At 70.9% G+C, this 13514-nt stretch carries 13 protein-coding genes; 5 read left to right on the forward strand and 8 right to left on the reverse strand.

The features are described 5' to 3' along the window. Positions 1-75: 75 nt before the first annotated feature. Entirely contained in the window at positions 76-933 is an 858-nt protein-coding gene (gene map / locus ACWIHT_RS37255) for a type I methionyl aminopeptidase (RefSeq protein ID WP_201050608.1), read from the reverse strand. 59 nt (positions 934-992) lie between these two features. On the opposite strand from map, the gene ACWIHT_RS37260 reads away from it, so the two are divergent. Then, positions 993-1223, forward strand: coding sequence for a hypothetical protein (locus tag ACWIHT_RS37260; RefSeq protein ID WP_043686978.1), 231 nt, complete (start codon positions 993-995; stop codon positions 1221-1223). On the opposite strand, the gene ACWIHT_RS37265 is transcribed toward ACWIHT_RS37260, so the two are convergent. Both ACWIHT_RS37265 and ACWIHT_RS37270 read right to left on the reverse strand, forming a co-directional pair. Further along, complete coding sequence (locus tag ACWIHT_RS37265; RefSeq protein ID WP_456172867.1) at positions 1224-2516, reverse strand: MFS transporter; 1293 nt, start codon at positions 2514-2516, stop codon at positions 1224-1226. Between the two features lie 50 nt (positions 2517-2566). Continuing rightward, a complete protein-coding gene (locus tag ACWIHT_RS37270; protein ID WP_456172868.1) occupies positions 2567-3169 on the reverse strand; it encodes a hypothetical protein in 603 nt (200 codons plus the stop codon). Between the two features lie 136 nt (positions 3170-3305). Between ACWIHT_RS37270 and ACWIHT_RS37275 the strand changes: the two genes are divergently transcribed. From ACWIHT_RS37275 to ACWIHT_RS37285, 3 genes are all read left to right on the forward strand, one after another. After that, on the forward strand, positions 3306-4388 hold the full coding sequence (locus ACWIHT_RS37275; RefSeq protein ID WP_456172870.1) for a sialidase family protein: 1083 nt from the start codon (positions 3306-3308) through the stop codon (positions 4386-4388). Between the two features lie 68 nt (positions 4389-4456). Then, on the forward strand, positions 4457-5185 hold the full coding sequence (npdG, locus tag ACWIHT_RS37280; protein ID WP_456172871.1) for an NADPH-dependent F420 reductase: 729 nt from the start codon (positions 4457-4459) through the stop codon (positions 5183-5185). A gap of 71 nt (positions 5186-5256) precedes the next feature. Continuing rightward, positions 5257-5421: a hypothetical protein gene (locus tag ACWIHT_RS37285; RefSeq protein WP_456172873.1), complete on the forward strand. Its 165-nt coding sequence runs from the start codon at positions 5257-5259 to the stop codon at positions 5419-5421. Positions 5422-5429: 8 nt separating this feature from the next. On the opposite strand, the gene ACWIHT_RS37290 is transcribed toward ACWIHT_RS37285, so the two are convergent. Further along, positions 5430-6200, reverse strand: coding sequence for a site-2 protease family protein (locus ACWIHT_RS37290; protein ID WP_456172875.1), 771 nt, complete (start codon positions 6198-6200; stop codon positions 5430-5432). 230 nt (positions 6201-6430) lie between these two features. Here ACWIHT_RS37290 and ACWIHT_RS37295 point away from each other — a divergent pair, with 230 nt between their 5' ends. Continuing rightward, on the forward strand, positions 6431-9742 hold the full coding sequence (locus tag ACWIHT_RS37295) for an AfsR/SARP family transcriptional regulator (RefSeq protein WP_456172876.1): 3312 nt from the start codon (positions 6431-6433) through the stop codon (positions 9740-9742). Positions 9743-9779: 37 nt separating this feature from the next. Here ACWIHT_RS37295 and ACWIHT_RS37300 read toward each other — a convergent pair whose 3' ends face one another. From ACWIHT_RS37300 to panB, 4 genes are all read right to left on the reverse strand, one after another. Next, the gene (locus ACWIHT_RS37300) at positions 9780-10601 is read right to left on the reverse strand and encodes an ABC transporter permease (protein WP_456172878.1); all 822 of its coding nucleotides are present in this window, start codon (positions 10599-10601) and stop codon (positions 9780-9782) included. Then, positions 10598-11617: an ATP-binding cassette domain-containing protein gene (locus ACWIHT_RS37305; RefSeq protein ID WP_456172879.1), complete on the reverse strand. Its 1020-nt coding sequence runs from the start codon at positions 11615-11617 to the stop codon at positions 10598-10600. The genes ACWIHT_RS37300 and ACWIHT_RS37305 overlap by 4 nt, the downstream gene beginning before the upstream one ends. A 162-nt stretch (positions 11618-11779) precedes the next feature. Then, the gene (locus ACWIHT_RS37310; RefSeq protein ID WP_456172880.1) at positions 11780-12235 is read right to left on the reverse strand and encodes a hypothetical protein; all 456 of its coding nucleotides are present in this window, start codon (positions 12233-12235) and stop codon (positions 11780-11782) included. A 234-nt stretch (positions 12236-12469) separates the two neighbouring features. Continuing rightward, on the reverse strand, positions 12470-13345 hold the full coding sequence (panB, locus tag ACWIHT_RS37315) for a 3-methyl-2-oxobutanoate hydroxymethyltransferase (protein ID WP_456172881.1): 876 nt from the start codon (positions 13343-13345) through the stop codon (positions 12470-12472). Positions 13346-13514 lie beyond the last annotated feature (169 nt).

Below are 13514 nucleotides of genomic sequence, written 5' to 3' on the forward strand. Positions count from 1 at the left end.
AAGTTCACCAACCAGTCCAGGTGAAGGCCGTCGCCGACTACGAGGAAGGACCGCGCGTGCAGGGCGTCACCACCGCTACGGCAGCGTGAGCACCTCCACCCCCGTCTCCGTCACCACCAGCGTGTGCTCGAACTGTGCCGTCCGCTTCCGGTCCTTCGTGACGACCGTCCACCCGTCGTCCCACATGTCGTACTCGTACGTCCCCAGCGTCAGCATCGGCTCGATCGTGAACGTCATCCCGGGCTGGATGACCGTCGTGGCGTGCGGGCTGTCGTAGTGCGGGACGATCAGGCCGGAGTGGAAGGACGAGTTGATGCCGTGGCCGGTGAAGTCCCGGACTACGCCGTATCCGAAGCGCTTGGCGTACGACTCGATGACCCGGCCGATGATGTTGATCTGGCGGCCAGGCTTGACCGCCTTGATCGCGCGGTCCAGGGACTCGCGGGTGCGCTCGACCAGCAGGCGGCTCTCCTCGTCGACGTCGCCGACCAGGTACGTCGCGTTGTTGTCGCCGTGCACCCCGCCGATGTACGCCGTCACGTCGAGGTTGATGATGTCGCCGTCGCGCAGCACCGTGGAGTCCGGAATGCCGTGGCAGATCACCTCGTTGAGGGAGGTGCACAGGGACTTGGGGAAGCCGCGGTAGCCGAGCGTCGACGGATAGGCGCCGTGGTCGCACATGTACTCGTGCGCCACGCGGTCGAGTTCGTCGGTGGTCACCCCTGGCGAGATGACCTTCGCGGCCTCCGCCATCGCCCGCGCGGCGATCCGCCCGGCGATCCGCATCGCCTCGATCGTCTCGGGGGTCTGCACCTCCGGCCCCGTGTACGGGGTCGGCGCGGGCTTGCCGACGTACTCGGGGCGACGGATGTTTCCGGGCACGGAACGGGTGGGAGAGAGCTCCCCTGGTACGAGCAGCGACTGGCCAGACATGTCAGCGAGTCTAACCAGCGGACATGGGGGAACATTGATCGTGGTGAAAGGAGCCGTTCATGGCCCTGTTCAAGAAGCGCACCGTCGGGAAGCCCGGCGAGTGGTACTACTGCCTCGAACACAAGAAGGTCGAGGAGGGGCCGGAGTGCCCCGCCAAGGACCGCTTCGGGCCGTACGCCACCCGCGCGGAGGCCGAGCACGCGATGGAGACGGCCCGCGAGCGCAACCTGGAGTGGGAGAACGACCCCAAGTGGCACGACGCCACGAAGGGGAGCGCGGAGGACGACTGATCAGACCTCGGCCGTGGCGGCCGTGGCCGCGCGCTGTTCCTTCAGCCGCAGCGCGTGCTCGTCCGTCCTCGCGTCGTACGACATCAGCTTCGGCAGTCCCGCCGCCAGCAGCCCCACCGCGCCCACGCACATCAGCCCGCCCGCCCACACCGAGGTCCGCACCCCGGACAGCGCGGCCATGCCACCAGACCTGACCTGCCCCAGCTGCGGGCCCACCGAGTAGGACAGCAGCTCGATCCCGGCGAGCCTGCCGCGCAGCTCGTCCGGGATCGTCTGGTTCCACATCACTCCGCGGAAGACACCGCTGACCATGTCGCAGCCGCCCGCGAGGGTGAGGAACAGCAGCACCAGCCATACGTTGGCCACGGCACCCGCGCACGCGATCGCCGCGCCCCACAGCGCGGCGGCCAGCACCACCATCCGCCCGTGCCGGTGGATCCGCGAGGTCCAGCCGCTGGTCACGCTCACCAGCAGGGCACCGGCCGGGACCGCCGAGTACATCAACCCGAGCGCCCACTCCGCGTGCAGGTCGTCCGCGAGGAACGGCAGCACCGCCAGCGGCATCGCGAAGAACATCGCCGCGAGGTCGATCGCGTACGTTCCGAGGAGTTCCTTGCGGCTCCACGCGTACCGGGCGCCCTCCGCGATCGACCGCAGGGACGGCTTCCGCGCCTCATGAGCCCCGGGGGAGGCGGCGATGCGGAAGATCAGGACCACGGACACGACGAACGTCAGCACGTCCGCCGCGTACGCGTAGGGCAGGCCCGCGAACGCCACCACCACACCCGCCAGCGCCGGTCCCATGACCCCGCCGACCGTCCAGCGCAGGGAGTTGAGCGCGGACGCGGCCGTCATGTGTTCGTGGGCCACGATCCGCGGCCACAGCGAGTCCAGCGCGGGCCGCTGCACCGAACCGAGGACGGAGGTCAGTGCCGCGATCACGTACAACGGCCACACGGCGGGCTTCGACAGCAGCGAGTTGAACAGCAGCGCCCCGCACAGCACACCGAGCCCGACCTCGGTCCACACGATCAGCTTCCGCTTGTCCCACGCGTCGGCGAGCGCACCGCCGTAGAGCCCGAACACGATCAACGGCACGAGTTCTACGGCCCCGATCGCGCCCACCGCCGCGGCGGAGCCGGTGAGTTCCTTCATCTGCACCGGGAGCGCGACGAACGTCAGGAAGTTCCCGAAGTTCGAGATCAGGCCCGCGAGCCAGAGCCTGCGGAAGTCGGCGGAGGCGTGCCAGGGGGAGAGGTCGGGGAGGAGGGCACGCAGGCCGGAGGCGGTCACAACAGAGCATCGTTGGGCGGGGGAGTCGCCGCGGGCAACTGCTTTTGTGCCTACCAGCGGGCGGGTGGCGGTGCCGTCAACTGGTCGGTGAGGCGGGAGAGTCGGTCCCGGAACCGCCGCCGTCCCCGCGCCGCGGGCAGCACGTTCTCCCCGGCCGCCGCGCTCACCAGATGCTGCATGGTGTCGAGATCGAGGTCGGTGCCCTCGGGGACGGTGAGTGACTCGTGGGCCAGGGACGCCAGTTCGCTGTTCCCGGAGCCGAGGGAGAGGACGGTCGCGCCGGCCCGGCGCGCGTCGTGCACCCGTTCAAGGAGCGGATCACCCGGCCCCTCCGGCGACACCACGAGCAGCGTCTCGCCGCGCCGGGCCGCCTCGATCCGGCCGAGTCCGACGGCCAGATGGGCCGGGTCGGAGGGGCGCGCGTCGTGCCGTACGAGCGTCGGGGCCAGTTCCGGTGTGCCCGACCAGGCGGCCTCGTCGACCAGATGGGCCGCGAGATGCCACGGCTCGTACGCGGGCGTGCCCACCAGCAGCAGTCCGCCCCCGTGCGTCACCACGGACCCGCGCAGCACCCCCGCGAACCGACGGGTGGCCCCCAACCACTCGGTCCCGGCGAGCACTTCACGAAGCAGCGCGACCCGTACGGCGTCCATGTCCGCGCATCCTGCCGCAACCGGCCACTCGTGACGTGGAGTTCACCACGAATTCGCCCAACTTGGGGATGGTGCGGGCTCATCGACCGCACGTCATGTCACGTCGGTCACGTCACGTCGCGCAAGGAGCCACCTCATGACGGACACCGCGGAAGTCACCGTTCCGTTCAGCGCGGGGCAAGGGGGCTACGCGAGTTACCGGATCCCGGCGGTCGTGGTCTCCCGCGCCGGTACCCTCCTCGCGTTCTGCGAGGGCCGGATCGCCTCCGCGAGCGACTACGGCCACATCGACATCGTCCTGCGCCGCTCCACCGACGGCGGGCGCACCTGGGGCCCGTTGACCGTCGCCGCCGACAACGGCGCCGACCTCGCGGGCAACCCGGCCCCCGTCGTCCTGGACACCGGCCGCATCCTGCTCGTCCATGTCCGCTCGGCCGCCGCCGCGAGCGAGGACGCCATCCTGCGCGGCAAGGTGAAGGCGGCCGACGGGCGGCGGGTGTGGGTGCGGTACAGCGACGACGACGGGGTCACCTGGTCCACCCCCAAGGAGATCACCGGGCAGGTGAAGAAGCCCGAGTGGCGCTGGTACGCCACCACCCCCGGGCACGCGATCCAGCTGAGCACCGGCCGCGTGGTCGTCCCCGGCAACCACACCGTCCCGCCCACCGGCACCGACGTCGGCAACGAGCCCAAGTACAACAGCGGCCACTGCCTGCTCAGCGACGACCGCGGCGAGACCTGGTACCTCGGCTACGTCGACGAGAACACCGACGGCTACATCAACTGCAACGAGACCACCGCCGCCGAACTCCCGGACGGGCGCGTCTACTTCAACACCCGCAACGACTCGACGTCCCCCGGCAACCGCGCCGACGCCCACTCCGAGGACGGCGGGAAGACCCTCGTCAAGCCCTTCCGCCCGCAGGCCGGCCTCGCCGCCCCCGTCTGCGAGGGCAGCGTCCTCCAACTCCGCGACCCCGACCTGCTGTTGTACTCCGGCCCCGGTGACCCGGCCGCCCGCGCCCTGATGACCCTGCGCGCCTCCGCCGACGGTGGCACCACCTGGCGCCCGGTGTACACGGTCGACGGCCTGCCGGCCGCCTACTCCGACCTCGTCCGCGTCGACGACGACACGCTCGGACTCCTCTACGAGACCGGGGACTTCGGGGCGTACGAGACGATCACGTTCCGCCGGGTGCCGGTGGCGGACCTCGGCTGAGCCGAACGGTGCCGTGACGGACCTCACCTGAGCCGGTACGTGCGCCGGGGCGGACGTAAAGTCGGCCCATGACCTCTACCGACAGTGCTGCACAGACCCCCGCGACGCCCCCGGCGAAGGCCCCCGCCAAGGACCCGTGGGACCTTCCCGACGTCTCCGGACTGGTCGTCGGCGTGCTCGGCGGGACCGGGCCGCAGGGCAAGGGCCTCGCCTACCGGCTCGCCAAGGCCGGCCAGAAGGTGATCATCGGTTCCCGCGCCGCCGACCGCGCGCAGGCCGCCGCCGAGGAACTCGGCCACGGGGTCGAGGGCGCCGACAACGCGGAGACCGCGCGCCGCAGCGACGTCGTGATCGTCGCCGTGCCCTGGGACGGCCACGGCAAGACCCTGGAGTCGCTGCGCGAGGAACTGGCCGGGAAGCTCGTCGTCGACTGCGTCAACCCGCTCGGCTTCGACAAGCAGGGCGCCTACGCGCTGAAGCCGGAGGAGGGCAGCGCCGCCCAACAGGCCGCCGCCCTGCTGCCCGACTCCCGGGTCGCCGCCGCCTTCCACCACCTGTCGGCCGTCCTGCTGATGGACACGGAGATCGCCGAGATCGACACGGATGTGATGGTGCTCGGCGAGGAGCGCGCCGACGTCGAGATCGTGCAGGCGCTGGCCGGCCGTATCCCCGGCATGCGCGGTGTCTTCGCCGGGCGGCTGCGCAACGCCCACCAGGTGGAGTCCCTGGTCGCGAACCTGATCTCCGTCAACCGCCGCTACAAGGCCCACGCGGGACTGCGCGTCACGGACGTCTGAGCGGGTGGGGGACACTGGTGGCGACCGACCCGCCAGTGTCCCCATCTGTTCTGCCGACAGGAGCCGATCCCATGCCCCGCCTCGCCCTCTACGCCCTCGTCGTCTGCCTGCTCGCCGTGGCGGCCGCGGTCGTCTCCTTCGTGGAGGGCAGCTTGATCGGCATCGTGTGGGTCCTGCTGGCCGGTCTCTCGTCCAACATGTGCTGGTACTACCTGAAGCGCGGCCGCGCGGCCTGAGACCTTTCCTAGCGCCAGAACTGGTACAGGCTGTAGCCGTTCGACGTCTCCCAGTTGCTGACGCCAAGGCCCCGCAGGACCGCGTCGATCATGTCGAAGAACTCCCGGTTGATCGACGGCACCCACAGCAGCGCGAACACGAACAGCAGGCCGAACGGCGCGAACGGCTCCACCTGGCGCTTGACGTCGTTCGACAGCCAGGGCTCGATCACGCCGTAGCCGTCCAGGCCCGGCACCGGCAGGAAGTTCAGGATCGCGGCGGTCACCTGGAGCAGGGCCAGGAAGGCCAGCGCGTACTGGAAGTCGGCCGGTACCCCGTCGAGGGCGTGCAGCCAGAACGGGGCCGTGCAGACCGCCGCGAACAGGACGTTCGTCAGCGGGCCCGCCGCCGAGATCAGGCTGTGCTTCCAACGGCCGTGAATGCGGTTGCGTTCGATGAACACCGCGCCACCGGGCAGACCGATGCCGCCCATGATGACGAAGATCACCGGGAGCACGATGCTGAGCAGCGCGTGCGTGTACTTCAGCGGGTTGAGGGTCAGATAGCCCTTCCCGCCGATCGAGATGTCACCGCTGTGCAGCGCGGTGCGCGCGTGCGCGTACTCGTGCAGACACAGGGAGACGATCCAGGCGGCCGTCACGAACAGGAACACGGCGATGCCCGGCTTCTCGGCGAACCCGCTCCAGGTGGCCCAGCCGGTCACCGCCGTGACGGCCAGGATCCCGAGGAAGACGGGACTGATCCGCCGGTCGCTCGGGCGGGTGGTGGTGGCGGTCATGGGGGCGGGCTCCCTGCTGGGGGTCGGTGGATCGCGAAGCCCGACGGTACCGGGCACAAGGGAAAACGTCTCGCGGGTGGCCACCGGTTCCGGGGAAGGTGGGCGCATGGGACTCTGGCACGCGATCCGCGATCCCGTCACCCCCCATTTCAGGGGCGGCGGCTCCCGTACGCCCTGCCCGGCGCCGCGCCGCCACAACCCCGTGACCGCTTCCGTCGCCACCGGAGACAATGGACCCCGTGCGCTATCGCATCCTCGGCACCACCCAGGCACTCCGCCCCGACGGCACTCCCGTCCCGGTCGGCGGGGCGCGGCTGCGCGCCCTGCTCACCGTGCTCGCCCTGCGGCCCGACCGGGCCGTGCCCGCGAGCTTCCTGGTGGACGAGGTGTGGGGCGCCGACCCGCCCGCGGACGCGACGGGCGCGCTCCAGGCGCTGGTGGGCAGGTTGCGCCGGGCGCTCGGCGCGGACGCGGTCGGTTCCACGGAGAGCGGCTACCGGCTCGCCGTCGCCGCCGACGACATCGACCTGCACCGTTTCGAGCGGCTGACCGGCGAGGGGCTGCGGGCGCTGGCCGACGGCAACCCCGCGAAGGCGGCCGAGGCCCTGGACGACGCGCTGGCCCTGTGGGGCGGCCCGGCCCTCGCGGACCTGCCCGACCGTACGGCGGAGGCGGCCCGCTGGGAGACCCGCCACCTGGACGCCCGCCGCGCCCGCCTCACTGCGGGCCTGGCCCTGGGCGAAGCGGACACCGCCCTGCCCGAACTGACCGCCCTGTGCGACACCCACCCCCTCGACGAACCCCTCCAGTCCCTCCGCCTCCAGGTCCTCCGAGCCACCGGCCGCACGGCCGAGGCGCTGGCCGCCTACGAGGACGTACGACACCTGCTGGCCGACCGGCTCGGTTCCGACCCGGGGCCTGAACTGCGGGCGCTGCACGGGGAGTTGCTGCGGTCCGCGGACGGGGAGAGCGGGGCGCGGACCATCCCCGTGCGGACCGAGGCCGATGCTGTCCCCGCCTCACCACCCCCCGGCAACCTCCGCGCCCGCCTCACCTCCTTCGTCGGGCGGGAGGCCGACATCGACGTCATCCGGACCGATCTCGTCGCCGCCCGGCTGGTGACGCTGCTCGGGCCCGGCGGGGCCGGGAAGACGCGGCTGTCGCAGGAGGCCGCCGAAGGGGTGCGGGACGCGGCGCGGGACGGGGTGTGGCTGGCCGAACTCGCCCCCGTCGACGACCCCGAGGCCGTACCGGAGGCCGTGCTCACCGCCCTCGGGGCGCGCGAGACCGTGCTGTACGGCGCCGGTGCCGAGGCGATCCGGGCCGCCGGGGGAGACCGGCACGACGACCCCGTGGAGCGGCTCGCCGAACACTGCGGGCGCCGCCGGATGCTGATCGTCCTCGACAACTGCGAGCACGTCGTGGACGCCGCCGCCCGCCTCGTGGAGGCCCTGCTGGAGCGCTGCCCCGAACTCACCGTGCTCGCCACCAGCCGCGAACCCCTGGGCGTACCGGGGGAGTTGCTGCGCCCGGTGGAGCCGCTGCCCGACCCCGTCGCGCTACGGCTGCTCGCCGAGCGGGGCGCGGCGGCCCGGCCGGGGTTCACGGTCGAGGACGACATCGAGGCCTGCGCCGAGATCTGCCGGCGCCTCGACGGGATGCCCCTCGCGATCGAGCTGGCGGCGGCCCGGCTAAGGATGTTGACGCCGCGTCAGATCGCGGACCGGCTCGACGACCGCTTCCGGCTGCTCACTTCGGGCAGCCGTACGCTCCTGCCCCGGCAGCAGACCCTGCGGGCCGTGGTCGACTGGTCCTGGGACCTCCTCGACGCGGACGAACGGGACGTGCTGAGTACGCTGTCCGTGTTCGCGGGCGGCTGCGACCTCGCCGCCGCCGAGGCCGTGTGCGGACCCGTCGCGTTCGAGACGCTCGGCTCCCTGGTCGACAAGTCCCTTGTCGTGGCGGCCCCTTCGGGCGAGGGCGAGATGCGCTACCGGCTCCTGGAGACCGTCGCCGAGTACGCGGGCGAACGGCTCGCCGAGTCCGGCCGCCGCCCCGCCGCCGAACGCGCCCATCTGACGTACTACCGCGAACTCGCCCGCACCACCGACCCGTTGCTGCGCGGCCCCGGCCAACTCGCCGCCGTGGAGCGGCTGGAGCGCGAGTACGAGAACCTCCGCACCGCCCTGCGGCACGCCGTCGCCGAGCGCGACGAGCAGGAGGCCATCTGCCTCGTGCTGTCGCTGATCTGGTACTGGCAGATGCGCGACGTCCGCATCGAGGCCCGCAACTGGTGCGTCGAGGTCATGGCCCTGGGCCCCGACCCCTTCGCCGCCCCCGTCCAGCGCGCCGCACCGGTCTGGCAGCGCTGCACCGACATCCCGCCCCCGCTCACCGGAGAACTCCTCTCCGAGGCCCGGCGCGGCCTCCACCTCGCCCATCTGGCCTGTATGGACACGGAGTTGGACGCCTGGGAGGCACCGGCCGCGAAGGAGAAACTGCGCCTCATCGCCCAGGTCTACGAACCGGGGCTGCCGCAGACCTGCCGTACGCCCGGCATGTTCTGGTTCTTCGCGGTGATGCTGAGCGGCAGCGTGCAGCGGCTGCCCGAGATCCTCGACGCCGACGTCCACACCTGCCGGACCACCCCCGGCATGGAGTGGGAGCTCGCCACCACCCTCCAGATGCGCGCCAACATGCTCGCCAACCGCACCGACTGGGCGGGAAACGCGGCCCGGGACGCCGACGAGTCGCTGGAGATCTTCCTTCGCATCGGTGACATCTGGGGCGTCGCCGAGGCGCTCTCCGCCCGCGCCGAGGCCCGGGAACGCGTCGGCCAGTACCGGCTCGCCGCCGCCGACTACGAGGCCGCCATCGAGCACGCCGAACGGCTCGGCGCCCATGGGCAGACGGCCGTACTCGGCGCCCGGCTCGGCAGTGTGCTCATCGAGGAGGGCGAGTTCGAACGCGGCGAGCGCATCCTGCGCGAGGTCATCGACCGGCCGCACGGCGTGGCCACCGAGGCGATGCCCGCCGCCCGGATGTTCCTCGCGAGCCGCCTCGCCATGTCCGGCCGGATCGCGGAGGCGCGCGAGGAACTGCGCCTGCTGCGCGAGGAGTTCCACATCGCGCACTTCATCGTCTTCGACGCGTTCATCCTCGGCTCCGAGGCCTGGGTCGCGGCGCTCGACGGCGAGTACGACGAATCCCTGGACAAGATCCGCAAGGCGCTGGAGCGGGCCGGTGACCCGCTGTCCGAGGCCATCGCCCCGCACATGACCTCGTTGTACCTGGGGATCGCCGCGGTCGCCCTCACCGAGTCCGCCGGCGGCGACCGGGCCCGGGACGGCGTCCGCTGCCTGGTCTCCGCGAAGGCGCTGCTGCCGCCCGGGCATGTCCGGACCTCCCTGGAACGCGAGGTCTACCGCCGGGCCGAAGAACACGCGCGCGCCGTGCTCGGCGACGCGGCCTACGAGGAGTGCGCGGCCGGGTACGCCGAAGGCGGCGGCCTCTCCGCGAAGGAGGCCGCCGCCCTGGTGTGAGCCGGCACGAACCCGCTGGGACGGGACGCATGCCCGGTCAGGTCTTGGTGCGGAACTTGTAGATCGAGATCGGGGCCATCACCGCGGTGAGCCCCACCGACCAGGCCAGCGTCAGCCACACGCCGTGGGCGACCGGGCCGCCCACCATCAGCCCGCGGGCCGCGTCCGCCAGGGCGGAGAGCGGGTTGTAGTCGGTGAAGTTCTGAAGCCAGCCCGGCATCGAACCGGTCGGCGCGAAGATCGACGAGCCGAACTGGAGCGGCATCAGCACCAGGAAGCCCATGGCCTGCACGGACTGCGCGCTCTTCATGGTCACGCCGAGGGTGAGGAACACCCACATCAGGGCCGAGCCGAACACCGCGGACAGTCCGATCGCGGCGAACATGCCGAGCCAGTGGTGGATGTGGAAGCCGACGAGGACACCGACGACCATCAGCACGGCGGACGCGACCAGCATCCGCATCATCTCGACCGAGATCTTGGCGATCAGCACCGAGGCGCGCCCGATGGGCAGCGAGCGGAACCGGTCCATGACCCCGGTGTGGAAGTCGGTGTTGAAGCCGGTACCCACTCCCTGGGCCATGTTCATGCCCATCATGGCGAGCAGTCCGGGCACGACGTACTGCACGTACGCCTCCTGCCCGCCGCCGAGCGACTGCCCGATCGAGCCGCCGAAGACGTACACGAACAGCAGCGTGAAGATGACCGGGAACAGGATGGCGTCGAACATCGACTCCGGGTCCTGCCGGATCCACAGCAGATTGCGGCGGATCAGGGCACCGGTGTGGCGCAGATGGTTGCGCAGCGGGATACGGGGGTCCGCCAGAGCGGCGGCGGAGTTCACGGCGACGGCGCTCATACGGCGACCTCCTCGCGGTCGGGGGTGGGCACGGAGTCCTGCGGGGCGCTTGCGCGGTGACCCGTGAGAGACAGGAACACCTCGTCCAGGCTGGGCAGTTCGGTGGTGATGGAGGCGATGGTGAGGCCGCGGGCGCTCACCGCGCCGACCACGGCGGTCAGTTGCTCGTCGCTGAGGATCGGTACCAGGACCGTTCCGCTCTCCACGTCCACGGTGACGGTGGCGAGTCCGGTGATGCCCAGCTCGTCCAACGCGCGGGCCAGCGGCCGCAGTTGCAGCGGATCGGTCGGCCGGATGCGCAGTGCCCGTCCGCCGACCTTCGCCTTCAGCTCGTCGATCCCGCCGTTCGCGATGACCTTGCCGTGGTCCACCACGGTCAGCTCGGAGGCGAGGGCCTCGGCCTCCTCCATGTACTGGGTGGTGAGCAGCACGGTCACGCCGCCGCCGACCATGGACCGCACCTCGTCCCACACCTCCATGCGGGTGCGCGGGTCGAGACCGGTGGTCGGTTCGTCGAGGAACAGCACCTGCGGGTGCCCGATCATCGAGGCGGCCAGGTCGAGCCGCCGCCGCATACCGCCGGAGTAGGTGCTCGCGGGCCGCTTGGCGGCGTCCGTCAGCGAGAACCGCTCAAGGAGTTCGTCGGCGCGGGCCCGGGAGTCCTTGCGGGAGAGGTCCAGCAGCCGCCCGATCATGTAGAGGTTCTCCCAGCCGGGGAGCTTCTCGTCGACGGAGGCGTACTGGCCGGTGAGGCCTATCACCCGGCGCAGCTGGCGGGGCTGGCGCAGGACGTCGTAGCCGGCGACGGATGCCTCGCCGGCGGTGGGGGCGAGCAGCGTGGACAGGATGCGTACGAGGGTGGTCTTACCGGCACCGTTCGGCCCGAGCACACCCATCACGGTGCCCTCCCGGACGTCCAGGTCGACGCCGTCCAGCGCCTTGGTCTCGCCGTAGTGCTTGACCAGCCCCCGCACGGTCACTGCCGTGCCGCTGGGAGTGTTGTCGATTCGCGTCATGCCGATGACAGTGCCAGGGCCTGCCGACAGAACACCGACATCCCACCGACAGCGGCCTACAGCCGACCGACACCGACCGCTGTACACCCGCCCACCTGCCCGCCCACCCGTCGGACACCGGGCCTCATGGAAGCCCGGTGCCAGCGGATGTCAGCGGATGTGTCAGCAGTAGAGGTGGACCCTCGTCAGGCCGACATACAGCGAGCCGAAATCTCGCAGGCTCTCGCTGATGTCCACGGTTGTGCCCCTGTCGCCGACGGTGTTGCTCGCCCAGAGCGCGCTGCCACCGCCGGTGTACACCACGAAGTTGCCATCGCCTTGGTAAGTGGCGTAACTGCCGGGCTGTCCATTGGTGTTGGTCGCCCAGCACGCGTACCCGCTACCGGCGTTGTTGTACTCGACCAGGTTGCCGTCCCTCTGCATGATGAGCGTGAAGTCGCCACCGCTGGAGGTGATGTAGTCGCCGGGAGCCAGCACGTCCCCTCTGAGGAGGTAGGTGCCGCGGTAGGTCGCGGGGCTCAGCGGAGCGGCGTTCGCGGTCGCCGTCGTCAGCGGAGTCATGAGCAGAGCACAGAGCGTGGCGATTCCCGTCATTCCGGTGATCAGCCTTTTTCGCATGAGCTATCCCCTTTGGTGGTCGATGCGGCGAGAGGCGTCAACGCGTGACAACTCCCTGCCGTGTGCTCCAGCCTTCGGGGGCGAGCGAGCCGCGGCAAGCATTTCCATGGCCGTCGAAATGCTCCCGCCGCCCAACTGCCGTACGGGGCTTTCGTGTTGTGGGCGACAAAGAGGCAGCCCGCCGACGGGGGAAGTTCGGCGGGCTGCCATGGTGCCGCAGTGGCTCTCAACCGGTCAGTGGACCGAGTGCTCCTCCAGCGGGAACGTCCCGCCGACCACGTCCTCCGCGAACGCCTTCGCCGCGTCGCCCATGACGGCCCGCAGATCGGCGTACTGCTTCACGAACTTGGGCATCCGGCCGCCCGTCAGCCCCAACATGTCGGTCCACACCAGGACTTGGGCATCGGTCTCGGCCCCCGCCCCGATCCCGACCGTGGGAATGTGCAGCACCCGAGTCACCTCGGCCGCCAGCTCCGCCGGTACCAGTTCGAGAACCACCGCGAACGCCCCCGCGTCCTGCACGGACTTGGCGTCCCGCAGCAACTGCTGGGCGGCTTCCTCGCCGCGCCCCTGCACGCGGTACCCCATCGAGTTCACGGACTGCGGGGTGAGACCGATGTGCGCCATGACCGGGATCCCGGACTCGACCAGCAGCCGGATCTGCTCGTGCGACCGCTCGCCGCCCTCCAGCTTCACGGCACCCACGCCCGCCTCCTTCACCAGCCGGGTCGCCGAGCGCAGCGCCTGCACCGGACCCTCCTGGTAGGAGCCGAAGGGCAGATCGCCGACGATGAGCGCGCGCTGTGTGCCCCGTACGACCGCGGCGGACAGCATGGTCATCTCGTCCAGCGTGACGGGCACGGTCGACTCGTACCCGAGGTGGCAGTTGCCCGCCGAGTCGCCGACGAGCATGACCGGGATCCCGGCCTCGTCGAAGACGGACGCGGTCATCGCGTCGTAGGCGGTGAGCATGGGCCACTTCTCGCCGCGTTCCTTGGCGAGGGCGATGTCGCGAACGGTGATACGGCGTGTGCCCTTGCCTCCGTACAGCGCCTTGCTGCCGTCGGAGGAGCTGGTCTTCCCAGTCTGGGCAGCCGAAAGCTGCGTCATTGCAACGGCTCCTTCAGTCATCTTGAGGCACCCTCACGGCGTCCCCAGATCCCCTCCATGGTGGCACCTCGTGCCACGGAGGGCCAGAGGGGCCCACGTCACCCACATCACGTGCGGCCCGTACGTAAGGTCTGAGTAAAAGATTTACGATACGGCACGGTCTCGTATC

It is taken from the genome of Streptomyces sp. NPDC002276, from assembly GCF_053891435.1.

Bases quoted from the DNA above. Each gene is read 5' to 3' on its own strand.
- map (WP_201050608.1), bottom strand. From the start codon at position 933: ATGTCTGGCCAGTCGCTGCTCGTACCAGGGGAGCTCTCTCCCACCCGT.
- ACWIHT_RS37260 (WP_043686978.1), top strand. From the start codon at position 993: ATGGCCCTGTTCAAGAAGCGCACCGTCGGGAAGCCCGGCGAGTGGTAC.
- ACWIHT_RS37270 (WP_456172868.1), bottom strand. From the start codon at position 3,169: ATGGACGCCGTACGGGTCGCGCTGCTTCGTGAAGTGCTCGCCGGGACC.
- ACWIHT_RS37275 (WP_456172870.1), top strand. From the start codon at position 3,306: ATGACGGACACCGCGGAAGTCACCGTTCCGTTCAGCGCGGGGCAAGGG.
- npdG (WP_456172871.1), top strand. From the start codon at position 4,457: ATGACCTCTACCGACAGTGCTGCACAGACCCCCGCGACGCCCCCGGCG.
- ACWIHT_RS37285 (WP_456172873.1), top strand. From the start codon at position 5,257: ATGCCCCGCCTCGCCCTCTACGCCCTCGTCGTCTGCCTGCTCGCCGTG.
- ACWIHT_RS37290 (WP_456172875.1), bottom strand. From the start codon at position 6,200: ATGACCGCCACCACCACCCGCCCGAGCGACCGGCGGATCAGTCCCGTC.
- ACWIHT_RS37295 (WP_456172876.1), top strand. From the start codon at position 6,431: ATGGACCCCGTGCGCTATCGCATCCTCGGCACCACCCAGGCACTCCGC.
- ACWIHT_RS37300 (WP_456172878.1), bottom strand. From the start codon at position 10,601: ATGAGCGCCGTCGCCGTGAACTCCGCCGCCGCTCTGGCGGACCCCCGT.
- ACWIHT_RS37305 (WP_456172879.1), bottom strand. From the start codon at position 11,617: ATGACGCGAATCGACAACACTCCCAGCGGCACGGCAGTGACCGTGCGG.
- ACWIHT_RS37310 (WP_456172880.1), bottom strand. From the start codon at position 12,235: ATGCGAAAAAGGCTGATCACCGGAATGACGGGAATCGCCACGCTCTGT.
- panB (WP_456172881.1), bottom strand. From the start codon at position 13,345: ATGACGCAGCTTTCGGCTGCCCAGACTGGGAAGACCAGCTCCTCCGAC.